Below are 24,687 nucleotides of genomic sequence, written 5' to 3' on the forward strand. Positions count from 1 at the left end.
TCCCAGCGTTGTTTTTTATAAGCATAACCTTTGCTTTTAGCTCGTCTATTCGAGCCCTTCCATGTACATCTTTACATAGTCGCATATCTATCTAGCTGTACCTCTTATTTCCGATTATCCCGCTTTTTTCTTATCCATTGATTTTAAATTTGGCAAAAAAAGGACATAAGGCTTATATCATTTGCAATTGCATTTTAGCATTTCTCAAAAAGGATCCAGCATGAATATTACCGCCCTCTATAGTGAAGACTTGTATCAATCCTTAAGAAATTTACCTGAAACGATTTTGGATCACACTTTAAGTTTTTTACCCCCTAACGACAGGCTACACCAACCAGGAAACCCGCTTCATTTTGAACTTGAAATGCGCAAAGCTTATCTAGCAGCAACAGATATGCAAAAAGCTTATCAAACAAATGATAACGACAACGAAAGAGTGCTTGTTCAGGTGAGAACAATTGTTCAAAATGCATTTACTCTTTTAAAAAAATACAAAGTCTTTATGAATCCATCAGATTCACTTCCTGAAGGCTCAATTTGTGCAGAAATTTGCCTTGCGTTTTGAAGTCACCATAAGGAGACAAGTTCGTTTGGAGATTGCAAAAGCCGTGAGAGATGCCATTTTTGAACATGCCTGGCCGGAATTAAACACTTTGTTATGGTATACTTTGGTTCCCTTAAGAGAACCTGTCAAAGCGAATTTGAAAATCAAGTCTGATACACTAAAAATTAAACCTTATCAAAAATTCGATGCCTTAACAATTTCAAAGCCCTATATTAAAACCCTTTGGCGGGTCATTGATCCTAAAAAAGAGCTGGAAATCTTAAAGTCTATTATAACTAAGCGCAAAAGTTTTTTTGAAAGAAATATTTCTTTGATGGCTTTTAAGAATAGTGGTTTCGAAAAAAATCGAGCTATCAGCAAGCCATCACATGTGATTGTTGTAGAAAAATTTCTAAAATAAATTTTGAGATTGTTTTTCCAAAACTCCTTCATAATCCCGCACAAACTCAGTCTCGTGATATTCATGCTGAAATTTTACCAAAATCAGTTCCTCCCGCAGAACTTCCAGAAGCTTTAGAAGATTTCCTGATTCAAACAGTTGGAATGAAACTTTCTGAGCAAAGATTAAAAAAACCGTGCAGAGCTTCTCCTGGTGATTCATCCAGTTTTGTATCCTTTTTAGATAAAAGCTTAAAAACAAGGATGACTCATATTGTTGTACAAATTCAAAAGGGGGAAAAAATCCCTGCGGGAGCCTGCGATATTCCAACTATTTTAAAAATGCTGGAAAACGCACAAACTCTTTTCAAAAACAAGAAACCCGATGAAATTTCTTTAAAATCAGAAATCTCACCTTCTCCTGCACACACTTGCATTCATTTGAAATTTAAATTACCCGATTATACATGGCAAAGAGTTTACCGAGATAATGCCTCATGGTTAAACCACCATTATCGTTTAGCAAGAATCGTTTCTTTGGCGATTCGCCTAGTTGACCTTGGTTATCATGTTAAGATGGAATAGGATTGCACAAGAAGAAATACGTTTCGCCAGCTCGGCTGGCGAATATGTCAATAGCATAAGCTATTGTCGCGACTGCTTTTCTTCTTTTCGAATTTCTTGATCTAGTCTCCCTAAATCATACCCTTCGAAATCGACAAATTTGAAAAAACGCTCAAATTGAGGGAATGCCTGGCTGACTTTTTTGGCCATTTCTTGCGCCACAAGGCGGTAACCTGAGTGACCGGCTGCAGCTGAACGCAATTCGCAAATCCATTGCAATGCACGCAAATTCACATGAAAGTACCAACGAATATTATAAGCCATTGGGACTACATATTGAGCTTCTTCCGGCAATTCTGTCGATATCGTATCATAGGCTTCTTTAGCTGTATGCAAGGCTTGCAGATACTGTTCTTCAAATTCGGTTCCCACAATCTCTTGTGGCACATAAAACCCATAATCACAGCTCAAGAACTGTCGTTCTTGTGTAAGCAGGCGATGCCGGTGTAAATCGCGATACACACCAAAGTCTGTCACCATTTCAAATGTGAAATCTGCATGCTCCAAAGCACGTGGCGACTTTTGGCGTCGATTTTCTCTTGCACTGCATCCCGCATCCAAAATACGCGCAATTTCCTCTTCTGGAAGACTACGGCAGTATTGTAGAAGATCATGGTATCCCTTATCAGAATGGGCAAACAATAAAGCAGCCGCCACTTTAACCACAGCATCCGGATCAGAAGACAACAGTTTGACGCCTTGATCCATCGAGCGTTCAGGGAAATTGGTATTTTGAGCAGTTACTACGGATAATTCTGCTTGCATTGCTTCATAATAACGCGCAAAACTTTGATGTGTATGGTGAGAGAGATCAGAACGACGAATAAAAGAAGGAATGACTTTGCCTAACTCATCGTATGCCCGTTTACCTAGATCCTGTAATTCTGCTAAATTGTTACAGTGCATTTTATGAATGAGTTGTTCGTAAAAACGTCCATTCCCAAAAATCCCCATATTCGTCAGTGTTCCCGCAGGCAATAATCCACGCAAACAATCCAACACCTTAGCACGCACTGCAGCAGCATAGGCAGATTTTGAAGTTGCCTGATCTTTGGGCATCTTCTCTTCTATCATTTCTGTAAGGGGAGGGATTAACTTGCTATAGGTCTCAAATAACATATTACAGGTATTGACATACAAATCTCGGTAAGCAGATGTCATTAAAATGGGCTCACGATAAAAGAGGTATTCCCCTTTCACTTTTTGATCAAAATACACATAACGGGTTGATTTTTCGAGAGGAGATCCTCCAATACGCGCATCTTCTACCAATTTAGCTGCAAGCATGGAAATATTTTCAATGGCTAGATGCGCTCCTCCTAGTTCACCAATGGAATCGTCACCGTACCCATCCAAAATGCGATCATAAAAATTTTGAGCTTTTCGGATAGCAACAGTTTGATCATTTTGCCCTTCAGAAGACTCACTTGACTCCCCTGCAATGGCTGAAAAAGCACTCTCGTCATTATTCGAGATAAATTCTTTAAGAAGAAGTGTGCGCAAGCCGAGTGTAGATCTTGAGTAACGTGAAAATAAAGCACCCTTAATCACTTCAGGCAGGTTTCGCAAAACAAAAACATGGCTGTGAGTGTTCGTTACATAACGCTCAAGAATTTTAAGCTGGCTTTCACTAAATTCTTCGTAATCGTCTAATAACATGGATGAGTCCTTCTTCAATTTTTTAAATTCTACAAATAAAGAGCAGTAGTAAGGTTGCCAGCTCTTTTTTTAGCACGCAAGCAAAAAAGTCATATTTGGCTTTGCGAACTTACCATCTCAAATAATTTCGATAGGCCGCATTCCAAGAATACGCCACTTTCGTTTTCTGGTCAAAATCATGCCGAACCTGAATGGCAATATACGGATAGGGGTGCCTATTATCAAAATTGCGCCCTTCCGTTTCCTTGAAAATTTTGATATATATTTCTTTATTATAAATCGGCCTAGTCACCACATTCGTGTCATCTTTTTCATAAGCCCTGAATTCTGTGTACTCATTTTTATTCAAATACTTAGGCTCATTTTTATAGAAATCTTTTATCAAATCTATAATGACTTCAGGGCTATTTTCCATGCCTTGCACATAAAAAGCAACCTCCGCACCAATCATGTGTTTTGAATAGCGATTGTCTGGAGTTTGATCAGAATAAGCATGATGATCCGGACAACTATGCCCACATGTAATCACCACTTTGCTGTTTGTCTTCGCCTGAATATGATTCAATAGATCGATCAATACGGGATAAATAAATTCTTCACCTTCACGCAAAGGCAAACTATGCTTTCCCCCACAATCATAGAAACGCTTGGTTTCTTTTTCATTTTGCACAACATGTTCTGGATTTAGACCACTTCCTTTGCAGCGGAAAAATTCTTTGGTAATTTTTGGACATCCTCCAATCACATTTTTTTCCCACGGGTAGACTTGGGCCTGCGCAGCTTCTGGAGGATGAATAGTGAATAAATATTCATCGTGCACACGATAAAGATATTCCCCTTTTTGGTAGCCATGTTGGGAATCCAAAGGTTGATCAGGCGATGAGCACGAGCTTAGAATCCCAAGAACAAAGATGACAAGAAAATAAGAAAAAAAATGTTTCATATAAATTTCCCTTATACGCTTCCACCATAAGCAAGCGTTGAAAGTGTCGCAACCTTTTAATGAGGAAAACTCAGAACGCCTTCAGGAAAATTCACCTGATGCAAAAAAAGGCCATGCGGTGGGGCTGCTTTGCCAGCTTTTTTACGATCTTTCGCAGCAAAAATTGCAGGAATGTCTGTTATCGGTCGATAGCCAGTGGCAACTTCTATCAAAATCCCCACCATATTTCTAACCATTTTGTAGAGAAATCCATCGCCTTCAAATTCGAGGCGACAACCCTCATCTTCCATGATCACGTCCACTCTTTTAATCGTGCGCACAGCATTTTGTGGATGTTCTCGATGCGCCTCATTCGCAAATGAGGTAAAATCGTGCGTTCCCACAAAAAGTTGAGCCGCCGCTTGCAGTTGCGATAAGTCTAATTTTTGTCGAATATGCCAAGCATAAAAGCGAGAAAAAGGACTTTGCACGCGAGAAAGAGTTAAATGATAATGATAAGCTTTACCACTCACACTATATTGCGCATGAAAATCAGGGGATACTTGGCAAATATCTTTCACTCGAATATCCTTCGGCAAAAGTCCATTAATGGAAACTAAAAAGCGGCGTAAATCGATTTCTGCATCGGTAGAAAAATGAGCCACTTGCCCTCTGGCGTGCACACCCGCATCTGTTCGCCCCGAAGCCACCACCCGAACTGGCTGTCGCACAATTTTTCCGATTTCTTTTTCCACAATTTCTTGAATGGCCAAGGCGTTAGGTTGGATTTGCCAGCCGCTATAATGTGTTCCATCATAAGCCAGAGTTATTTTAAACTTATAAGACACGATCACCCACCTTTTTGGCAAGCCATTGCTCAGCAACCACCATGTCTTCTGGAGTCGTGATTTTTAAATTAGCGTAATCGCCCTCTACAAGTTTGACTGGCTTTTCCAAAAGCTCGATAATTGAGACATCATCTGTCACATCGATGCCCATTTGATGCACCTTGTCAAATCCTTGATAAAGCAAGTGGAAATCCACAGCCTGAGGTGTTTGAATTTCCCACAACAAAGAGCGATCTAACGTTTTATCGACAAAACCTGTGGCAGTACTTTGCTTGAGGGTAAACTTAATAGGCATGCCGACCGTAGCCGCTCCATGTTCACTCGCAGCGCTTAAAACACGCTTAATTAAGGCATGATCAATAAACGGCCTTGCCGCATCATGAATGCAAACAATTTGAGAAGCTTGTTTAATTGCTTGTAAACCACTCCAAACGGAATCTTGTCGACGCACTCCAGGCAAAGCAAAATGGATACGCGTATCCTGCGCATAATCGGCAAATAAAGCATGATAAGCGGGATCACACACGACGACAATTTCTCCAACTTCCGATAGCTCCATAAAACACTCTAAACTATAGAAAGCAACAGGCTTCTCAACTAATGGCAAAAATTGTTTGGGCAAATTTTGACGCATCCGAGCACCGATTCCTCCCGCTAGAAGGATAACGCTGACTGTCATGATTTTTTCCTCAATGTTAAAAACAAAATTTCAGGCACTGAAAACCACCGAAATTTCATAATTGCCCCAACCCCTCGATTCACATACAACCATTTATCCCGTACCTTAAAAAACCCTTTTCGCAGAGACATGTTTTCCAGTTTGGTAAATTTCTTCCACATCCAAGGGAGATTAATTTGACATCCATGCGTGTGCCCTGACAAAATCACTTCTCCTGGATATGATTCAAGTAAGGCTGAGCTATCGGGATTATGGGCTAAAATAATTCCCGGATATTGCTTATCATAGTTTTTAAAAGCGATTTCAGGAAGACAGCGTCCTGCCATGTATTCACCCAAACCACAAATATTTAAAAAGCTATCCCCAATTTGAACTTGCTCGGTTTCGTTGTGTAAGGTTTTAAAAGATGTCTCTTGCAAAACCGTTAAAAGCTCAGGGTGCAGTTCCACTTTTTTTGCACGCTCAACAATTGTTCCTGTTACAGGGACATCATTGAGGAGCCGCTGAAAGCCTCGAATGAGGTTCGATTGAATGCTTTCAACAACGTCATAATCGCCTTCATGATTGATCGAAATGCATTTTTCATAATCATGATTTCCAAAAATTGCATAACAGCCATAACATGCATTTAAGGAGTTAAAAAAATTTTTCATTCTTTGTTGATCGTCTAAAACAGACTTACAGAGAAAATCTCCAGTAAAAAAAAGGAGATCTGGATTGAGCTGATTGATCTTGCGAATGACTTTTTTTAAGAAAAAAGAGGAAACAGATTTATTTAGATGCAAATCACTAAACTGGACAATTTTTAATCCATCCAAAGCCAATGGTAAATGGGGAATAGCCACATCCACGTGGGAAACTTCCACTAAATTGGGCTCAATAAAACGCGGCCATATTCCTACAACAGAAAAAATGCACCAGGCATCCCATAACCATTGATGGAAATGTTTATTGGATTTTTTAATCGCTAAATTTTCCATATCTTTTAATAATTCCCAAAAAGAGAATAAGTATAGAAGATTAGGGAGTTAAAAAACAGAATTTGTTTTTAAGAAAAAGAGATAGGGAATTAAAAAAAGCAAGGTGCGAGAAAGCACCCTGCGAAATGAACATTAATGGCTCGCTGCAACTTCTGTTTCTTTCAAATGCTTCGCAATTTTGCTTGTCATTTTGAACATATCAATCGGCTGATTGGAACCTAAAACTTTAGCCAATTTCGCATCGGGGTTGATATTGCGTTTGTTTGTAGCATCTTGAAGCTTATGTTTTTTGATGTATTCCCATACTTTTTTTGTCACTTCTGTTCTAGCCATTGGGCCTTTTCCAATGAGCTCTTCCAAAGTTTCGCTAAGATTCACCGGCTTCATAAATGCTGAGTTTTTCTTTGGTTCTTTTTCTTTGGCCATTTTTTTCTCCTATAGGTTTCTTGTCATTCAACTTAATTTTGATAACCTGGCTTTCTTCATTCAAAGAGTAATCTCTGATTTTCTAGTTGAGCACAGTTCATTCTAGAGGTTTCTTTTAGCTTTGTTACTATTTTCTAGTCAAAACAATTTATTCTCTCGTACACAAGCACACACCTACCTCCTAGCCTGTTGGATCAATAATTTCCGGGACAAATCACTCTATAAACCCATAAGAATAAACTTGAAAAGATATCTTACAGAATGCGATTGCTTACTTGCGAAAAAGAGTGCAAACATGGCAACCTTGGGCAAATTTCAACATGGTCAAAGATGAGTATGATTGCTATTCCCCCTAATTTATCCCTTGAAAAACAAAAAGCTGAACTCGAACCTCTCATTGAATCTCTCAAAAAAACCCCTTCCATTGAGAAAAAGATCGAACTGATTACACACTTTAAACAGGTTGCACAAGAATTTGAAGCACTGATTCAACGCTATCCTTTTATTACAGAAGTTTCTAAACCCGAAATCTTATGTGTTAAATCTCTATTAGCTATTGAGCAAGGACACCTCCTTTTTCAAGAAGAAACGATTTTGGAAGATGACGCAGACAATTTTAATCTGCTGTTGGAACAATTGCTGCCCATTGAAAGTTTTTATCAAGAAATGGGAGGACTGATTGGTTATCATCACGCCGTGATTTCACTTATTCTTGAACAAAAAAATCCTCCAGCTAAACATCCAAATCGTTCCTATCATAACCCCGAAGGATATGATTTTTCCCACGAAAATGATGACACCTGGCAAGCCGTTAAATGGGGCATTGAAAATCTTTCCTCCCTCTCACTTATTTATCCTGTCGGAGGCGCCGGGGACCGCCTAAATTTAATGGATGAAACCACAGGAGAACCTTTACCCGCTGCACAACTCCTTTTTTGTGGAAGAACTCTTTTAGAAGGTTTGCTGCGTGACTTACAAGGGCAAGAATACCTTTATTATAAGCTTTACGGAAAGCAACTTGTCACACCGGTTGCGATGATGACTTCTCATGAAAAAAATAACCATCAGCACATCTACCAAATTTGCGAACGCAATCTCTGGTTTAATCGCTCACGGGATAACGTATTTCTTTTCATTCAACCTCTTGTTCCCGTGATCACACAAGAAGGACATTGGTTATTAAAAGATCCTTTTTCTTTAAAATTGAAGCCCGGAGGGCATGGAGTGATTTGGAAACTGGCGAAAGATGCGGGTTTATTTGAGTGGTTGAAGGAGAAAAAAAGACCCCATGCATTAATCCGCCAGATCAACAACCCACTTGCTGGAACAGATGACACATTGCTCGGTTTCGTCGGTATTGGAAGTCATCAAAACAAAGTGTTTGGTTTTGCTTCCTGTCCACGCTATCTCAATACTGCCGAAGGGATGAATGTTGTGGTTGAGGACAAAATCAATGGCACATATCGGTACTGTACAACAAATATTGAGTATACCGAATTTAAAAAATGTGGCTTAAGTGATATCCCTTGTAAAGAAGGAAGCGTCTATTCCGCTTTCCCTGCAAATACCAATATTTTATTCGCAAATTTGCAACAAATTGAACAAATCATTGAGACACATCCCTTGCCGGGAAAACTCATCAATATGAAATCAAGCGTATCGGTGGAATGTGCAGAAGGCACAAAAGAAATCCCCGCCGGAAGACTCGAAACCACAATGCAGAATATTGCGGATGCAATTTTTGACAATTTCGATCATCGATTAGAGCCGAAAGACTATCATGTATTAAAAACTTATTTAACCTATCATGAAAGACTTAAGACTATCTCTGTCACCAAGCACAGCCTTTGTCCAAATGGTTCTCTGGCCGAAACCCCCGAAAAGTGCTTCTACGATCTGATGCAAAATATGCATGCTCTTTTAAGTCAGAAGTGTCATCTCGAAATGCCTGCTATGCCATCCGAAGAAGAATACCAAAAACAAGGACCTTCTTTTATCGCACTTTTTCATCCAGCCCTCGGTCCACTCCATTCCATTATTGCACAAAAAATCTCCCAAGGCAAAATGGCCCATCAAAGCGAACTTATCTTGGAAATTGCCGAAATTTTGCTTCACCATGTTGAGTTGCAAGGTAGTTTAAAAATCTATGCAGATCGGGCCTTAGGGTATCTCAACAAGGAAGACATCATTCATTACGGCGAACAAAGTGGAAAATGTCGATTGAAAAATGTCAAAATTCGAAACAAAGGAATTGATTTTTCTCAAAAAAATATGTTCTGGAAACAAGACATTCATCATTTGGAATCCATGCAAATCAAAATTCATGGAAATGGAGAGTTCATTGCGGAGAATGTGACATTTGAAGGCAATATTCAAATCGAAGTTCCGCATGGCCACCAAATGCGTGCCTACCAAAAAGATAATCAAATAGTGTACGAAACTACACAGATTAAAAAACCTTCTTGGTATTGGTCTTATGCATGGAATTCCCATCATCGGATAAAGCTTACTCAAACTTTTTCATAAAATGACTGCGTAAAACATTTAAAAAAAGTTTATTAAAATTTTGGAGTGGTATATTCCTTAATTTTAAAAGGAGGCTGCGCAAATGTCTCGCAAGCAACTCTACTTTTTATTTTTATGTAGTGCATTTCTGGGAGTAACCCTTGGTGTATGGGCTTGGCATCATTTTCAGATAAAAAAAACTGTCAAAATAACTAAAAGGCAAACAACCGATTTGCCTGTTTCTGTAACCATTGCCGAATTACACCCTTTTCAAGATTTTATTGACGTCATCGGAACCGTTTATGCCAATGAATCAGTGCAGCTCTCAGCAAAAGTAACGGAGACTGTTACAAAAATTAATTTTACAGAAGGCCAGTATGTTGAAAAAGGAGAAGTGATTGTTGAGCTTAATTCTGAAGAGGAAAAGGCAATTTTTGAGGAAGCTGAAAAGCAATACACGCGTATTCAAAATCTCGCGCAAAGTGCTGCCGTTACTTTAACAAAACGAGATCAGCAATTGATGAATATGCAAATTGCGCAAGCTAAATTGAATAATCGTAAAATCATCGCGCCCTTTTCGGGAATTTTGGGCCTAAGAAAAGTCAGTGAAGGGACTTTAGTCACGCCTGGTACAGTAATTACTTCATTAGACGATATAAGCAAAATTAAATTTGAATTTTCAATCTCAGAAAAACGTGTGGGTTTGGTATCTGTCGGACAACCCATTCAGGCCTCTTCAATCGCTTATCCGAATGAAGCTTTCATTGGTACCATTTATGCGATGGACACGCGTGTAAACTCCCTGACGCGTGCTCTTGCGGCAAAAGCAATCATTCCCAACGAAAAATTTCTTTTAAAACCAGGGATGCTCTTACATGCCCGCATTTTTCTCCCCGCTGAAAATATACTCATACTTCCTGAGGAAGCCATTCTGTCCAAAAAAGGAGATAAAGTGGTCTATGTGATCGATGCCGATGAGCTAGTCGAAAAACGTCCCGTTCAATTGGGAAGGCGTTTAGCAGGATCGGTCGAAATCACAGAGGGCCTCCAACCAGGCGAACGAGTGATTTTAGAGAGCCGTGTAGTGCTAGAATCTGGTCAAAAAGTGGCCATTATCGAAACAAAAACAATCGAATCTTCTCATCAGGAATTTCAACAATTTAAAAGTTAGGCCATATGAAGATTTCGGATGTTTCGATCAAAAGACCAATCTTTGCCCTTGTGTTTAGCTTGCTTCTTGTCTTATTTGGAACACTTTGTTTCTTTAAACTTCCATTACGTGAATATCCAGATGTCAATCCCCCCGTCGTCTCTATCCGCACAGGCTACACGGGTGCATCAGCCGATATTGTAGAAACTAAAATCACGCAGTTGATCGAGGGTGTAGTGAGTGGCATTGAAGGAGTCCATACCATCGAATCCGAGAGCCAGGATGGAGACTCTTCCATCACGATTGAGTTTAATATTAACCGCGATATTGACACAGCCGCCGCCGATGTCAGAGATCGTGTTTCACGCATCTTAAATGACCTTCCTCCCGAAGCGGATACCCCAGAAATCACCAAACTAGATTCGAACACACACGAGGTCATTTGGCTGCGCATTTCCAGCGATCGGTACAATGCCATGGAACTCACAGACTATGCCCATCGTTATCTCGTCGACCGTCTTGCGATTGTCGATGGGGTCGCGCGAGTGCGCATCACAGGAGAGCGGCGTTATGCCATGCGCATTTGGCTGGATCGCAAAGCCCTGGCTGCACGTGGATTAACGGTGGATGATATCGAACAGGCCTTGAAGCGGGAAAATATCGAACTCCCCGCAGGTCGTATTGAGTCTTATAAACGGGAATTCACCATTCGAACAAAACGACTTTATGAAACCGCGGATGATTTTAAAAATCTCGTGATCAAACGGGGAGACGGCGATTATCTCGTCAGACTTGGCGATATCGCCGAAATTGAGATTGGTCCAGAAGATAAACGCACAGAACTACGAGCTAATGGCCTTCCGGCCATTGGAATCGGTATCTCCAAACAATCCAAAGCCAATACGCTGGAAGTCACCCGAGGCGTACGTAAAGAATTACAGGCCATTCAAGCAACCCTTCCTAAAGATATTCACGTGGTCGTATCGTTTGATGGTTCGATATTTATTGAAGCGGCTATTTGGGAGGTCTATTTAACTTTAGCAATCACGCTTTTGTTGGTGATTGGAATCATTTTTATCTTTCTCGGAAGTTTTCGCGCAACAATCATTCCAGCCATTACCATTCCTATTTCACTAATTTCGGTATTCATTCTCCTTTACGTTCTTAACTATTCGATCAACTTACTGACCTTGTTGGCTTTAGTGCTCGCCATCGGTCTAGTGGTCGATGACGCCATCGTCGTACTAGAAAATATTTATAAAAAAATCGAAGCGGGAATGCCCCCTCTCGCAGCTGCTTTTATTGGAACACGCCAAGTCTCTTTTGCCGTTGTCGCCACAACGGTGGTTTTGATCGCCGTATTTATTCCGATCGCTTTTTTAGAGGGCCACATCGGGAAACTGTTCACAGAGTTTGCCCTGACATTAGCTGGATCAGTGGCTTTTTCCAGTATGGTCGCCCTCACGTTATGTCCGATGCTTTGCTCTAAAATTTTGAAGAAAGAATACTCCATTTCCTATTTGGGGAATCTGACAAGTGGATTCATCAATCGGGCCCATGGCACCTATCAAAAAAGTTTGGTATGGGTGCTTAAACATCCGACATTCATCATTCTGACATCGGTTACTTCGCTCCCTCTTATTTATATACTCTTCACGACCCTTCCCGATGAATTTGAACCGCTCGAAGATAGGGGCTATTTTTATACACTTTTAAAAGCTCCAGAGGGCTCCAGTCTCGCATACATGAAAATGCATATGCGCAAAATCGAAAAAGATTTTATCTCCTTGGTCGACAACCATGAAGCCACGCAAACATTTCTCGTTGTGCCTAGTCGATATTCCAGCACAGGTTCTTTAAATACAGGTAGAGGGGTCGTTTTATTGGAACCATGGGAGCAACGCACACGTTCCTCTAAAATGATCGTAGATGACATGACAGAACGGTTTAACCAATATGCGGGCATGCAAGTTATTCCTATTATGCCTAAAGGGCTTGCTCTAAGAAGAGGTGGACAACCTATCCAACTTGTCTTACAAGGTAGCTCTTATGACGAGTTGGCCAAATGGCGCGACATTTTTATCGATAAAATCAAAACCCATCCGGGAGTTATCAATTTAGATCACGATTACAAAGAAACCAAGCCACAATACTTGGTTGAAATCGATCGAGATCGCGCGGCTAGCTTAGGGATTTCAAGTGAGATGGTGGGAAAGACCTTAGAAACGATGTTAGGTTCACGTAAAGTCACCACATTCCTTGATCGAGGCGAAGAATATGCCGTCATTCTTCAGGGCAAGGAAGATCATCGCCGCACAACAGGTGATTTAACAGGGATCTATGTACGCTCTTCCCACGCACCCGAATTAGTGTCTTTATTTAACCTTGTACGGATGAAAGAAATATCGGATGCCGCCTCTTTGAACCGCTTTAATCGGTTGAGAGCAATTACAATTAGCGGAAGCTTGGCTCCTGGATTTTCCTTAGGGCCTGTCTTAAGTGATCTTGAAAAAATAGCACTTGAGACACTCCCTTCTACGATCCGAATGGACTACAAAGGGGAATCGCGCATGTATAAAGAAACGAGTGCCTCATTTCTTTTTGCCATTGCCCTAGCCTTAATTATCGTCTATCTAGTCTTGGCCGCTCAATTTGAAAGTTTTATTCATCCTTTTATTATTTTGACAATTGTCCCTTTAGCTATCTTAGGCGGTCTCTGGGGAATTTATATGTGGGGCATCACCATCAATATCTACAGCCAAATTGGAATGATTATGCTCATTGGTCTTTCGGCCAAAAACTCGATCTTAATTGTAGAATTTGCCAATCAGCTGCGCGATGAGGGAAAAGATATTTTGAGCGCTTTAAAAGAAGCCTCTCTTTCCCGATTTCGTCCGATCTTGATGACGGCGCTGTCGACAGCAATTGGAGCTCTGCCCCTCGTCATTGCCACCGGAGCAGGAGCTGAAAGTCGCATTAGCATTGGAGTGGTTGTTTTTGTGGGTGTCTTTTTTTCCACATTCTTAACCCTCTACATCGTCCCCGCCTTTTATGTCTGGATGGCTCACCATACAAGCTCACCAGAAACAACTGCCAAAGAATTAAATCGGCAGCTTCAGACAATCGAAAACGAGCCACATCATGCATAAATTGTTAAAAATACTTCCATTTCTTCTTCTCATAAAAACTTCAGTGTTCGCCCTCACCCTTACGGAAGCTTTAGAACATTTTGTGGCGACCTATCCAGGGATTCAGGCGCAATATCAAAACGTACGCGCAGCGGAAAATCGGATCGATGTGGCTCGTTCAGGCTATCGTCCGACGGTTTATTCCTATGGAGAAATTGGTGTGGCTCGCTATACGCGTTCTTCTGATCGCTCTGTCTTTAGAACGCCAAAGGCAATCGGAATTTCAGCCAGCCAGCCCTTGTATAGGGGAGGGCGCACCATAGCTGCCATAAAAGGCTCAAAATATGCGTATCTCGCACAAGAATTAAGCTATGAAGAGGAAATGGAGCAACAGCTTCTTGAAACGGCGACTTTGTACATCGATGTGCTACGTGAGCAAGAAATTTTAAAGGCGAATCTCAATAACGAAGAGTATTTGAAAAAAGAGCTGCAAGTGGTCACCGATCGGTTTAAGCTGGGCGATGTGACAAGAACTGACTTGGCACAAGCAAAGTCTCGCTTTGCAGGGGCCCAAGCGCAAGTGATTCAATCGCGTGGCAATTTAACAAGCATCAAAGCAGAGCTTGAGCGACTGATTAGCCAAAAAGTTTCTACCTTAGAATTCCCTGAATTTACCCCAAACCTGCCTAAAAATGTGGAAGCATTTTGTGAGAAAGCCCTAGCTCAAAATAAAGAATTAGCAGCACAATTGGCCAGATATCATGCGGCCATCCAAGTCTATCGAGAAATCAAAGGAGAGCAGTATCCAGAGCTAGATTTAGATAGCTGGATTCAGCACAATCGCGATCAGGCAATTCCGCATGAATATACGAATGAAATTGTGGCCGAACTCAGCTTCACAATTCCCCTTTACCAGGCAGGCAGAGTCAAAGCAAGGATGCGAGAAGCGGCGGCCTTAGCTCAAAAAGAATGGTTAATTTATTTAGAAATCGAAAAATTCATTCGCCAATACTGCGTTCAAGCTTGGGAAAACCTGGAAACATCCAAGTTCCAGATCACCGCCTATAAAACGCAGTTAGAAACAGCAGAAGTGGCATTAAAAGGGGTACAGGAGGAAGAATCAGCAGGCATGCGCACCATACTCGATATTCTTAACGCGGAGTTTGAAGTCCTCTACGCCAAAGTCAATCTCATCGATGCGCGCCGCGATCAATTTGTTGCTGAATTGGAAATCTTGCATCTCCTCAGCAACCTATTTACTCAATTTTTAGCCTAGCTCGGAATGGCTCGACAAATCTTTTCCACATCTTGAATAAATGGATAATGCTTAGCAATAAATCCTTGTACGCTTGTTTGATCTTTTTTTAACACCGTTTTTGACCGCAGCTCTTCAAGCAATGCTAGATAGCGTGGAGCTAGCTGAGGATCTTTCTTCAAATTAGCAAGCATCTCATTTTTTATGGTTCTTAAATCCCCATTGCTAATCTTTTGCGGAGCATCTAAATCAAAATTGACCGTCATTTTCTTTAAACCAAGATCGAGCGTTAAATAGCCAGCGTTACCTGATGGTTGCTTAAATAGCCATCCTTTAGGATTTTCACTAAAATAATACGATAATGCGCTCTTATTCTGCACAATGCCTAAGGCTTGAATTTGATTTGGATCTCTAATAAATCCTTCACAATGTCTCTTTAGTGGTCTAAAGAAAAGCCCCTCATTTCCAATCACTTTTTGTACTACCCCATCTCTATCAGCTTGCAAAGCTTCTAGCTTGTGAAGGATCGTTAAATAGTTCGTTGCATAATGAGGATGTGTTTTTAACTTTTCATACATGAGCTGCACGAGTTGTTGTTGATCTGATTTTTCAAGTGGATTCTCATGATTTAAATTGACAGTGAATGTAGCAATCTGATCATCACCCAAATCAATTCGCACAGTTCCCATCGTTTTTGAACTTTCTTTTTTCACGTAACGATTGAAAAAACCAGTCGACACGTTATTTAAAGTAAAAGACACATCAAAATTGGACACAGGAATCTTATAAGGGTCATTTGTTAGAGGTGTTTTGAAAACATAATCCCCTACTTTATGTGCGATATATTCTTTATTATTAAAGACAGCAGCAGCCACAACCGATATAGCGGCACCAGGAATAACTCCAAATCCTGCGGCTAATCCCCCTGCAACAAGCAAAGCACCAGTTGAATACCCATGCCATTGTTTTTGAGCTTTTTGATTCGTTTGAGCCATTTCTGTTAGAATTTGACTGCTATCCTCAAAATTGGCACGCGCCTCTTCAATATGGCCTTTCATCACCCTGATTTCTTCCAAGGATTCTGCATTCTTTTGCGAAAGTGTCTGCGCGCGATTCTCTATAGCAACAAATTTTTCACTCGCTCTTTCTTTTAATTTCCCAAATTCGAAAGCAGCCTGCGTCATGACAGAAGATGCTTGATCTGAAAGTTGAATGCCTTGTTCTAATGTTTGACGGGCTTCATCCATGCTCACTTTGCCCTTGGAGCACGCGACATCAATCTCTTCAGCCAGCTGCTTAAAACGGATCAGTTGGTCTGCAGACGTGTGTTGCTTGCTTTGCAGTAAATGAGATAATTCTTTAAATTTAGTGACAGCGATCCCAAAATGCTCCGATGAAGCGTCCATTTTTACTTTACTTGTCTCGTAGTGAGCTCTAGCCGAAACAAAAAGTTTGTTTGCTTGTTGGTAAAAACCTGTCGCCCCTTTTTGACGCTCTTGAATTTCCTCATTTCCATCCATCGCCATTTCTTGGATAGCCTTAAGCGAATCGCCCACTTCTGTCGCTAGTTTTTCGACAGATCCTAAGGTCTTGTCCATTTGATAGAGAACACCAGATTGTGCTTCTCCGATCGTTTTCAATACATCGATATTGGCTTCTGTGTCTCCCAATAATTTGAAAAGCGTTTCTTCAGAAAGCGGATTGCGAATATCTTGGATAATGTCATAGCAACGTTTTGCACCTGCAATTGTTAGGCCTGCACCAGTCAGAAAAGATAATGCTTCTCCCGAAGAAAAACCCGACATCATGAGAGACAATCCCTGAAATACAGATGAACCTGAAACCAATGCATCTGTTCCATGTTTGCGCGTAAGATGCACAGCTTCGGAAACGAGTAAAGCAACCGCAAGAAGTTTTTTCGAAGATTCACAAGCTGTTCCTCCAATCGAGCTTAAATAGCTCAATTGCTGCGGCATCACTTCTTTTTTAGGTTCAGCAGGAATGTCCACCGGAAGGCTTACAGGGGCGCGCTCTTCAGCTAGTCGTCCTTTTTGTTCTTCCGTGATTCCTTTGTCTGCAATCAGATGAGCACAAAATCGATGAATTCTTCCAAAATAGGGAGAGTCTTTTTCAACAATTCCTATGATCTTGCCTTGTGTACCGCGGTCGAATTCAAACGTTTCCAGAGTATTCAAAATTTTGGTTACAGAAGAAGCTAGTGCAAATTCCGGATTTTCAATCAGAATGCGAGACATTTTTTCTTGTAGAGCACACAAGTCTAATTTACTAATGGGATCTTTTTGACGAAAATCAAAACGTAAATTCACACTTTCATTTCCCAAATTGACCCGAATTGTCCCTGTCGTTTGAGATTTGACACGTCTAACATATCGATTAAAATGACCGCAAGAAACTCGATCAAAAGAAACCGCGACTCCGTAAGGCTCTACAGCAATTGTCTCCGGATCATCAGGATTCGGAATACTAAAAGCCCAATCCCCAACCTTTCTAGCAATCGTTTCCTTGTTTTTGAAAACCTGGGCTCCCACAACCGTTCCCACGATGGCTGGTAAAATTCCAAATCCTGTCATCGCTCCTGCTAAGACGCCTCCAGCTATAACAGCACCTCTTGTATATCCACGATCAATTTGGGCGGCTTTTTCATTGTCTTTTTGCATCTCTTCAAGAATTCTGCGGCTGTCTTCATGGCACGCCTTTAGATCGTCGAGCAAAAGCTTCATTTGGCTAATCTCTTGCTGCGATTCTTCATTTTTTTTGCTCAACTCATCTGCCAAAGATTCTAAGGCCACAAATTCCGCGCTAGAGCCTTCCGTAAGCTGCCCAAAAACACAAGCGGCTTTAGACATAACCAAAGAGGCGTTGTCAAATTCTTGGATTCCTTTGTCTAATTGTCCTTGGGCTTGATCCATGTAGTCTTTAGCCTGTTCACACTCTTGTTCAATGCTCTTAGCAAGTTGTTCAAGTTGATTGACACGTTCAATCAATGAACCTGTTTGACTTTCTACAAGCTGTTTAATATGTTCGAATTTAAGCTGAACAGACTCAAAACAGGCTGCAGATTGTTGGGTAAGAGTTTGGCTTTCGAGAAAATGACAGCGAGCATTTGCATATAACGTTTTGGATGCTTCATAAGATTTCAGAGCTTCTGTTTGATGCATTTGTAAATCTTCCCGTCCATGCAAAGAAGCAGCTTGAACTTGACGAACAAATGCATCAATTTCATTCGCTTTATTTTCGACAGATAGTAAGCTTTGCTCGAGCTGCGCGAGAGTCCCTTCACTCATCTTTCCATACATTTCTAAAGCGCCAATGCCGGCCTGTACGTCCCTTAAAAGTTCTCCAAGTTCGCTTTGTGTACGCGTCGATTTAATATCGCTAAAAATATGATAGGCCCTTGTTGCCCCAGCCAGAAATAAACCTGTATTGGCTGCTAAAGAGAGCAAATTTCCAGAAGTCGCGACTTTCGAAATCGCGAGAAGAGCAGTACCAATAGTTGCTGTAGAGCAAATGGCGTCCGTTCCGTGTTCTCCAGCGATTTTTTTCAGAGCGGAAGTTGCTTGTAAAAGATGTTGTGTGCGTGCACGAATTGTTTCTGAAAAAGATCGATTGGTTCCAGATAAATTTCTTTGATTGAGCTCGTTCATTGTTAATTCCTAGTCAGGAGTATATGATTTTTTGGTGAGATTTTATCTAGAACAACGAATTGCTGCAATTGATTTAATAGGCAAAATTATGATCATCCTCGTAAACCTAGAAATGTTTTTCTATAAGTCAAACTTATGTTTTTATGCGATCATAATTTGCCAAATTAGGGTTATTTAGCCCGTATAAAAAGGACAACTTGTTCTATGGAGAGAGCCATCTCGACTCCATAAATGGCAGGATGGGCATTGCTGAAATGCTTGTCGAACATACAGCCCATCATCATCAAAAAATACACCTGAAGCAGATTTTAATTCTCCCTCTGCATTCACGAAAAAAATTCCCTCAGAAAGGATGTGTATTTGTGAAGGCAGCACATAAGTTTTTTCTGAAGAAACTGTATCTGCTAGTAATGGAGAAACAATTGTACAAATAAATAAGCAAAGATAAATTCGAAAACATAATTTTCCTAAAGCCATAAGAACTCCTTTTTATGTTAGTCGTTTTTGCCATTTAATATTGCTTAAAGACCTGCTAGAACGTTGCGAGCAAATCCTTGCCGCGAAAATATACAAGTGAATATTTTACTTGTCAACAAATAAAATCTTTCCATTGGGAAACATGAACATCACATCGCCCATTTTTCTGTTTTACACATTGGCAATGCTAATACAAGAGTTGAGACTAAATGGGGTGGGGATGATTACGCATATATTTTTTCCCATATGCTCTCATGCGCTCTGTTGCCATGAGATATAGAAGAAATGCGATGAGCATGACCATAGCAGCATTTGTATAAAAGCCAATTAATGTTCCCAATATGGGTGCGATACACCCGTGAATTCCAATCGATATCACATTCAAACTCCTATACGCAGTGCTATCGGAATTCTTCGCAAAATAAGATCCTGAGATATGCCATGATAGCTCACTACCTGCTTGCATGATTCCATATGCTAAATAAGCCAAAATAGACTGCATTGACATGGAAGTAGCCGCAAAATAACAAAACAGGAAAACAGGCTGCGACCAAAGTGACAACGCTACAAAAATAATAAATATTGGAGTACCGACATGGAAGAGCTTAAAGCAAAACAATGCCTTTACATAAAGTCATGACATACATCATTTTTTTATAATTCAAATGCAGCATATCCACAAAAAGCTGGGAAGAATCGTATGAATCATCATAAGGGCAGAAGCCCCTAGCATGAATCCCATTTGAAAAGCCGCAAAATCGGGTCTTTCACCTAACACTTTCCAAGCTGTTTCCCATGGATTTGCAAGAGTTGCTAACATCTTAAAATGCGGTTGCTTACTTATTAGAGTTTTGGTATTAATCGCTAACCGAATTAATAGTCCCGTAGAAAGAATTCCTACACAGGCTGTAAAAAATAAAATCCAACGCCAAGAACCCGCATAATCATCAAGAATCCATCCAAAAATGAGAGTAAAAATGGCACATACTTAAAAATATTGGCCCAAACAATGTTAAAAACCAGCCGATCTTGTCTTTTTTCAATCCATGAACTCCACAATACGGAGAAAAAAATGCAGCCAAAGGTTTTAACACAATAATGGATGTGACCTGAATAGGAGAAGCATGAAGTTCTTTATAAAGAACATCATGCTATAGATGGACCAAAATGGGGCATTTAAAGGACGAGACCATAAAAAAATCGTATGTGTCTTTTTATGCAAGTCTACATGTCTTTTGTGACTCATCTTAAAGCCAGTGTAAAAAATATAAGCATCACAAATCAAAAACTAATTTTAAGATGCCCATTTTTCTCAAAGAGCCTGAGTCTGCAAATCAATCCCTTTCTTGGCTTCTTGAGAATTTTGGTCTCCATTTAAAAAATCAAACTCTCGAATGTTGAGATCTCCATAGGTGCGCACGTACAATTTCTTGTTCGTTAAATCTTTCACAACAATCCACTGCGTAAAATCGCCACTGTTACTTTCTTTTTCGCGGACTGTTCCATAAGGGATATCCACCGTATTGAGGAGGTGAAAAGCCGCATTGATTCCTGCTTTACCAGTCTTTGGGGCACCCATCGCATTCTTAAAAAGAGCCGTGCGTACAAAACGTGAAGGAGGCGTCCAGTCCCCTGGAACACCTAGAAAACCTGTTCCTTGTCCCGTAGCGGTAATCACGGCATTGCCTATTTTTAATTCTCCGGCATTAACTGGAGAAAGATTGATGTAATTGCTCAAATTGGTTAGGTGCCAAGGATATTCAGGCGCATTTGTTAAAACATCGACAGGATTATCATAAATATTGACTTTGCCTTTAATGAACTCAACAACCCCACTTTTTCCGTTGGCATCATGCAACGACAAATGCACAGGTGGAATTATCGAAAAGCCTGCAACTTTATCCGAATAAACATGCATTTTTTCAAGAGCATTTTTGGCTTCTTCGACCGTTTCAACATTTCCCAATAACCATGCCATAATATCTGCAAAATGGATCATTGTATCAGCCGGTGCCGAGGAAACTGCTGGATATTCTGTCCCAGGCATCCATAATGCTCCTACGGAAAATCCTTTTTCATTAAATCCATCTGAAATAGCCTTTGAAGGCAAAATCACCATGCCAACGAAAGCATACTTGGAGGTCCATTGCATGCCTTTTTGATTGTTAGGTGCAGGACTTTGAAACTGTTCCCCCTTTGGAAAAAGTTGTACACGTGTAGGCAGAATTTGGGCAAATTCCAAAGAGCGTCCAACAATGCAGGTGCGGTCTTCCGCTTTTAGCAAAAAATCTGTGCAGCTAAAACCACTTGACGGAATGGTGCAGATGGCTAAAGCAATCACTTTAAAACTGACTGAATTCCAAATTTTTCTTAGCATGTGTTTCCTTAAGTTTAAATCTTTTAAAAGAGTGCATTGAAAAGAATACTTATTTCTAGTATCAAGATGCTTGTCTATTGTCAATAAAATCATTGAATAAAAAGGCGTTTTCTTTCATCTCTATCTTTTCAATCAGATAACCACAAGAGGACACATGTCTCAACCCAACCTAGTCGACACTTTTAAGACTTTAAAATCCTTAAATAACGATCAAAAACGTTATTACTACTCCTTACCTGCCTTAGAAGAGCAAAAGATTGCAAAGATTAGTCGTCTGCCCATTAGTATTCGTATTATGCTGGAATCTTTAATGAGAAATTGCGATGGAAAAAGAGTTCGAAAAGAAGACGTTGAAAGGTTAGCCAATTGGTCTGCAAAAGGGCCTTATGAAGGTGAAGTCCCTTTTGTAGTTTCTAGAGTCATTTTGCAAGATTTTACAGGCGTTCCATTATTAGTGGATTTAACAGCCATGCGCGACGCTGTTGCAGAAAGAAAATTAGATGCCACTCTTATTGAACCAGAAGTCCCCGTAGACCTTGTCATTGACCACTCTGTACAAGTCGATCGATCAGGAACAAAAAATGCTTTCGATTTTAATTTAAAGGTAGAGTTCGAACGCAACCAAGAAAGATATGAATTTTTGCGCTGGGGACAACAAGCCTTTAAAACGTTCAAAGTTGTGCCTCCAGGTATTGGAATTGTTCACCAAGTCAATCTAGAGCACATTGCCAAAGTTGTCTTTGTTAACAAAAAAAATGGCGTTCTAATCATTAGTCCTGACACCCTTGTAGGGACAGATTCCCACACAACGATGATTAATGGACTCGGTGTTTTGGGTTGGGGCGTTGGAGGAATTGAAGCAGAAGGCGCCATGCTAGACCAGCCAAACGTTTTACAACTTCCGGAAGTCATCGGCGTTCACTTAAGTGGTCGCTTATCAGAAGGAGTAACAGCCACAGATCTGACTCTCGCCATTACACAATTATTGCGCAAAGAAAATGTAGTAGGAAAATTTGTCGAATTTTTCGGTGAAGGCACAGCTAGCCTAACGGTTGCAGATCGAGCCACTATTGGAAATATGGCTCCCGAATATGGTGCAACTACGGGTTATTTTCCAGTCGATGAAAAAACGCTCGAATATCTCCATTTAACGGGGAGAGATGAAAAAGACATCACCCTTATCGAAGAGTACTTAAAAGCACAAAATTTATTCGGTGTACCTAAAAAGGGGGAAATTGACTTTACGAAAGTTCTAGAACTTGATCTTTCTTCCCTTAAACCCGCTGTAGCAGGCCCTAAACGTCCTCAAGACCGCATTGATCTGATCAATCTTAAAAGCAAATTCCTCGAAATTATCAAAACCCCAGTTAAAAATGGCGGTTACGGAAAAACAGATGAAGATCTCCAACAAGCGGTCGGTGTGCATTCAAACGGAACAGTTTCCATAACCGTTCCTCATGACACCGGAGGTACTTATGTGCTTGATACCAAACAAAAAGAAGAACCTGCCTGGGATGAAGTTGAGATGGTTACAAACCGCCCTTTTAATTCTGCAATTACCGATCCAGGCTATGGCGAAGCTGAAAAATGCGACATCATTTTAAAGCATGGGTCCATCGTCATTGCCGCCATTACAAGTTGTACAAATACAAGCAATCCAAGTGTTATGCTAGGGGCCGGTTTACTTGCTAAAAAAGCAGTAGAAAAAGGACTTAAGGTCAACCCCTTGGTCAAAACGAGCTTAGCTCCAGGATCTCGCGTCGTTACAGATTATTTTGAAAAAGCAGATCTCCAAAAGTACTTTGATGCACTCGGCTTTCAACTTGTTGCTTATGGATGCACCACCTGTATTGGAAATAGCGGTCCGCTCGACGATAACATTGAAAAAGCCATCAAAGATTATGATTTAATTGCCGCCAGTGTGCTAAGTGGAAACCGAAATTTTGAAGCCAGAATCCATAGCGCTGTTAAAGCTAACTTTTTGATGTCTCCTCCTCTTGTAATTGCCTTTGCTATTGCGGGGCGAGTAGATATCGACTTTGAAAAAGAACCCTTGGGAATTGGAAAAGACGGCAATCCCGTGTTTTTAAAAGACATTTGGCCTTCGACAGAGGAAATTCAAAAGACAATCGCTAAAAGCATCGATCCAAGCATGTTTAAAAACAGGTATGGACGCATTTTAGAAGACAACCCCATTTGGCAAAATATCCAAGTCAATTCTGGGGGTGTTTATGAGTGGGACGAAACAAGCTCGTACATCCAAAAACCTCCATATTTTGATGGATTTACTACAGAGCTTCCCCCTAGAATACCTTTGCAAAATTTACGTCCCCTCGCGCTCTTTGGAGATTCAGTCACCACCGACCATATTTCTCCTGCGGGATCCATAGGAGCTGATACCCCTGCTGGCAAATATTTACTCTCCTTAGGAATCAAAAAGGAAGATTTCAATAGTTATGGAAGCCGCCGTGGAAACCACCACGTAATGGTACGTGGAACTTTTGCAAATGTGCGGATTCGCAATCGGATGGCTGGTGATAAGGAAGGTGGTTTCACAAAATTAATGCCTGAAGGCACAGTGATGCCGATTTTTGATGCATGTCAAATTTATGGAGAGAAAAATGTTCCCTTAATTGTCTTTGCTGGAAAAGATTATGGCATGGGCAGCTCACGCGATTGGGCCGCCAAAGGATCTGCTCTTCTCGGTGTTAAAGCCGTCGTCGCTCAAAGCTTTGAAAGGATTCACCGAACCAACCTAATTGGAATGGGTGTATTGCCTCTTCAATTTAAACCTGATGAAAGTTGGGAAAGCTTGGGTATTACGGGCGATGAAACATTCTCGCTAATCGGAATTGAAAATCACATCACAAGTAAGCAAGAAGTCACTTTAGAAATTAAAAAAGGCAATGAAATAAAAAAAGCACAACTAATTTTACGGTTAGACACTCCAATAGAGATTGAGTATTATCTTCATGGGGGGATTTTACCCTACGTATTACGCCATATTCTAGCAAAAAAGGCACAAGCATAAACACCCCTTCCAGGCATC

At 40.7% G+C, this 24,687-nt stretch carries 19 protein-coding genes; 8 read left to right on the forward strand and 11 right to left on the reverse strand.

Annotated features, from left to right (window positions below; all coding sequences use genetic code 11):
• Positions 1 to 220: 220 nt before the first annotated feature.
• The 3 genes from AOM43_RS13870 (at position 221) to AOM43_RS13880 (ending at position 1,528) form a co-directional block, all read left to right on the forward strand.
• A complete protein-coding gene (locus AOM43_RS13870; protein ID WP_226987519.1) occupies positions 221 to 565 on the forward strand; it encodes an F-box protein in 345 nt (114 codons plus the stop codon).
• A complete protein-coding gene (locus AOM43_RS13875; protein ID WP_226987520.1) occupies positions 540 to 965 on the forward strand; it encodes a hypothetical protein in 426 nt (141 codons plus the stop codon). The genes AOM43_RS13870 and AOM43_RS13875 overlap by 26 nt, the downstream gene beginning before the upstream one ends.
• Before the next feature lie 143 nt (positions 966 to 1,108).
• Positions 1,109 to 1,528, forward strand: coding sequence for a hypothetical protein (locus AOM43_RS13880; protein ID WP_226987521.1), 420 nt, complete (start codon positions 1,109 to 1,111; stop codon positions 1,526 to 1,528).
• Between the two features lie 60 nt (positions 1,529 to 1,588).
• Here AOM43_RS13880 and AOM43_RS11525 read toward each other — a convergent pair whose 3' ends face one another.
• The 6 genes from AOM43_RS11525 to AOM43_RS11550 form a co-directional block, all read right to left on the reverse strand.
• Positions 1,589 to 3,226: an FAD-dependent thymidylate synthase gene (locus tag AOM43_RS11525; protein WP_006340608.1), complete on the reverse strand. Its 1,638-nt coding sequence runs from the start codon at positions 3,224 to 3,226 to the stop codon at positions 1,589 to 1,591.
• 109 nt (positions 3,227 to 3,335) lie between these two features.
• Positions 3,336 to 4,169, reverse strand: a complete 834-nt coding sequence (locus AOM43_RS11530; protein ID WP_059360382.1) for an outer membrane protein assembly factor BamD — start codon at positions 4,167 to 4,169, stop codon at positions 3,336 to 3,338.
• A gap of 56 nt (positions 4,170 to 4,225) precedes the next feature.
• Positions 4,226 to 4,996, reverse strand: a complete 771-nt coding sequence (truA, locus tag AOM43_RS11535) for a tRNA pseudouridine(38-40) synthase TruA (protein ID WP_059360384.1) — start codon at positions 4,994 to 4,996, stop codon at positions 4,226 to 4,228.
• A complete protein-coding gene (gene ispD / locus AOM43_RS11540; RefSeq protein ID WP_013924196.1) occupies positions 4,986 to 5,675 on the reverse strand; it encodes a 2-C-methyl-D-erythritol 4-phosphate cytidylyltransferase in 690 nt (229 codons plus the stop codon). Before ispD ends, truA begins: the two co-directional genes overlap by 11 nt.
• The gene (gene lpxG / locus AOM43_RS11545) at positions 5,672 to 6,655 is read right to left on the reverse strand and encodes a UDP-2,3-diacylglucosamine diphosphatase LpxG (protein ID WP_006340612.1); all 984 of its coding nucleotides are present in this window, start codon (positions 6,653 to 6,655) and stop codon (positions 5,672 to 5,674) included. The genes ispD and lpxG overlap by 4 nt, the downstream gene beginning before the upstream one ends.
• A 132-nt stretch (positions 6,656 to 6,787) precedes the next feature.
• Positions 6,788 to 7,081 carry an SWIB/MDM2 domain-containing protein gene (locus AOM43_RS11550; protein ID WP_006340613.1) on the reverse strand — a complete coding sequence of 98 codons (294 nt, stop codon included), beginning with the start codon at positions 7,079 to 7,081 and terminating at the stop codon, positions 6,788 to 6,790.
• A 330-nt stretch (positions 7,082 to 7,411) separates the two neighbouring features.
• Here AOM43_RS11550 and AOM43_RS11555 point away from each other — a divergent pair, with 330 nt between their 5' ends.
• The 4 genes from AOM43_RS11555 to AOM43_RS11570 all read left to right on the forward strand — a co-directional run bounded on the left by AOM43_RS11555 (position 7,412) and on the right by AOM43_RS11570 (position 15,140).
• On the forward strand, positions 7,412 to 9,607 hold the full coding sequence (locus tag AOM43_RS11555) for a UTP--glucose-1-phosphate uridylyltransferase (RefSeq protein WP_226987522.1): 2,196 nt from the start codon (positions 7,412 to 7,414) through the stop codon (positions 9,605 to 9,607).
• A gap of 82 nt (positions 9,608 to 9,689) precedes the next feature.
• A complete protein-coding gene (locus AOM43_RS11560; RefSeq protein WP_006340615.1) occupies positions 9,690 to 10,757 on the forward strand; it encodes an efflux RND transporter periplasmic adaptor subunit in 1,068 nt (355 codons plus the stop codon).
• A gap of 5 nt (positions 10,758 to 10,762) precedes the next feature.
• Complete coding sequence (locus AOM43_RS11565) at positions 10,763 to 13,885, forward strand: efflux RND transporter permease subunit (RefSeq protein ID WP_059360389.1); 3,123 nt, start codon at positions 10,763 to 10,765, stop codon at positions 13,883 to 13,885.
• Entirely contained in the window at positions 13,878 to 15,140 is a 1,263-nt protein-coding gene (locus AOM43_RS11570) for a TolC family outer membrane protein (RefSeq protein WP_059360391.1), read from the forward strand. The genes AOM43_RS11565 and AOM43_RS11570 overlap by 8 nt, the downstream gene beginning before the upstream one ends.
• On the opposite strand, the gene AOM43_RS11575 is transcribed toward AOM43_RS11570, so the two are convergent.
• From AOM43_RS11575 to AOM43_RS11590, 5 genes are all read right to left on the reverse strand, one after another.
• On the reverse strand, positions 15,137 to 18,784 hold the full coding sequence (locus AOM43_RS11575) for a sbcc family protein (RefSeq protein ID WP_059360393.1): 3,648 nt from the start codon (positions 18,782 to 18,784) through the stop codon (positions 15,137 to 15,139). The genes AOM43_RS11570 and AOM43_RS11575 overlap by 4 nt on opposite strands.
• A 174-nt stretch (positions 18,785 to 18,958) precedes the next feature.
• Positions 18,959 to 19,261, reverse strand: a complete 303-nt coding sequence (locus tag AOM43_RS11580) for a hypothetical protein (RefSeq protein WP_013924189.1) — start codon at positions 19,259 to 19,261, stop codon at positions 18,959 to 18,961.
• Between the two features lie 205 nt (positions 19,262 to 19,466).
• Positions 19,467 to 19,769 (reverse strand): hypothetical protein, encoded by a 303-nt coding sequence (locus AOM43_RS11585; protein WP_059360395.1) that lies wholly within the window; start codon positions 19,767 to 19,769, stop codon positions 19,467 to 19,469.
• Between the two features lie 153 nt (positions 19,770 to 19,922).
• Positions 19,923 to 20,081, reverse strand: a complete 159-nt coding sequence (locus AOM43_RS13445; RefSeq protein ID WP_161792770.1) for a hypothetical protein — start codon at positions 20,079 to 20,081, stop codon at positions 19,923 to 19,925.
• Positions 20,082 to 20,573: 492 nt separating this feature from the next.
• Entirely contained in the window at positions 20,574 to 21,638 is a 1,065-nt protein-coding gene (locus tag AOM43_RS11590) for a linear amide C-N hydrolase (RefSeq protein WP_013924171.1), read from the reverse strand.
• Between the two features lie 154 nt (positions 21,639 to 21,792).
• On the opposite strand from AOM43_RS11590, the gene AOM43_RS11595 reads away from it, so the two are divergent.
• The gene (locus tag AOM43_RS11595) at positions 21,793 to 24,669 is read left to right on the forward strand and encodes an aconitate hydratase (protein WP_006341477.1); all 2,877 of its coding nucleotides are present in this window, start codon (positions 21,793 to 21,795) and stop codon (positions 24,667 to 24,669) included.
• The last annotated feature ends 18 nt before the right edge of the window (positions 24,670 to 24,687 follow it).

It is taken from the genome of Parachlamydia acanthamoebae (assembly GCF_000875975.1).
GTDB lineage: Bacteria > Chlamydiota > Chlamydiia > Chlamydiales > Parachlamydiaceae > Parachlamydia > Parachlamydia acanthamoebae.

What these genes read in the sequence shown, in the direction of transcription:
- AOM43_RS11550 (WP_006340613.1), bottom strand. Translation starts at nt 7,081, where the DNA reads ATGGCCAAAGAAAAAGAACCAAAGAAAAACTCAGCATTTATGAAGCCG.
- AOM43_RS11590 (WP_013924171.1), bottom strand. Translation starts at nt 21,638, where the DNA reads ATGCTAAGAAAAATTTGGAATTCAGTCAGTTTTAAAGTGATTGCTTTA.
- AOM43_RS11560 (WP_006340615.1), top strand. Translation starts at nt 9,690, where the DNA reads ATGTCTCGCAAGCAACTCTACTTTTTATTTTTATGTAGTGCATTTCTG.
- AOM43_RS11595 (WP_006341477.1), top strand. Translation starts at nt 21,793, where the DNA reads ATGTCTCAACCCAACCTAGTCGACACTTTTAAGACTTTAAAATCCTTA.
- AOM43_RS13880 (WP_226987521.1), top strand. Translation starts at nt 1,109, where the DNA reads ATGAAACTTTCTGAGCAAAGATTAAAAAAACCGTGCAGAGCTTCTCCT.
- AOM43_RS11585 (WP_059360395.1), bottom strand. Translation starts at nt 19,769, where the DNA reads ATGTCAATGCAGTCTATTTTGGCTTATTTAGCATATGGAATCATGCAA.
- ispD (WP_013924196.1), bottom strand. Translation starts at nt 5,675, where the DNA reads ATGACAGTCAGCGTTATCCTTCTAGCGGGAGGAATCGGTGCTCGGATG.
- AOM43_RS13870 (WP_226987519.1), top strand. Translation starts at nt 221, where the DNA reads ATGAATATTACCGCCCTCTATAGTGAAGACTTGTATCAATCCTTAAGA.
- lpxG (WP_006340612.1), bottom strand. Translation starts at nt 6,655, where the DNA reads ATGGAAAATTTAGCGATTAAAAAATCCAATAAACATTTCCATCAATGG.
- AOM43_RS13445 (WP_161792770.1), bottom strand. Translation starts at nt 20,081, where the DNA reads ATGTTAGCAACTCTTGCAAATCCATGGGAAACAGCTTGGAAAGTGTTA.
- AOM43_RS11580 (WP_013924189.1), bottom strand. Translation starts at nt 19,261, where the DNA reads ATGGCTTTAGGAAAATTATGTTTTCGAATTTATCTTTGCTTATTTATT.
- AOM43_RS11555 (WP_226987522.1), top strand. Translation starts at nt 7,412, where the DNA reads ATGAGTATGATTGCTATTCCCCCTAATTTATCCCTTGAAAAACAAAAA.
- AOM43_RS11530 (WP_059360382.1), bottom strand. Translation starts at nt 4,169, where the DNA reads ATGAAACATTTTTTTTCTTATTTTCTTGTCATCTTTGTTCTTGGGATT.
- AOM43_RS11565 (WP_059360389.1), top strand. Translation starts at nt 10,763, where the DNA reads ATGAAGATTTCGGATGTTTCGATCAAAAGACCAATCTTTGCCCTTGTG.
- AOM43_RS11525 (WP_006340608.1), bottom strand. Translation starts at nt 3,226, where the DNA reads ATGTTATTAGACGATTACGAAGAATTTAGTGAAAGCCAGCTTAAAATT.
- AOM43_RS11570 (WP_059360391.1), top strand. Translation starts at nt 13,878, where the DNA reads ATGCATAAATTGTTAAAAATACTTCCATTTCTTCTTCTCATAAAAACT.
- AOM43_RS11575 (WP_059360393.1), bottom strand. Translation starts at nt 18,784, where the DNA reads ATGAACGAGCTCAATCAAAGAAATTTATCTGGAACCAATCGATCTTTT.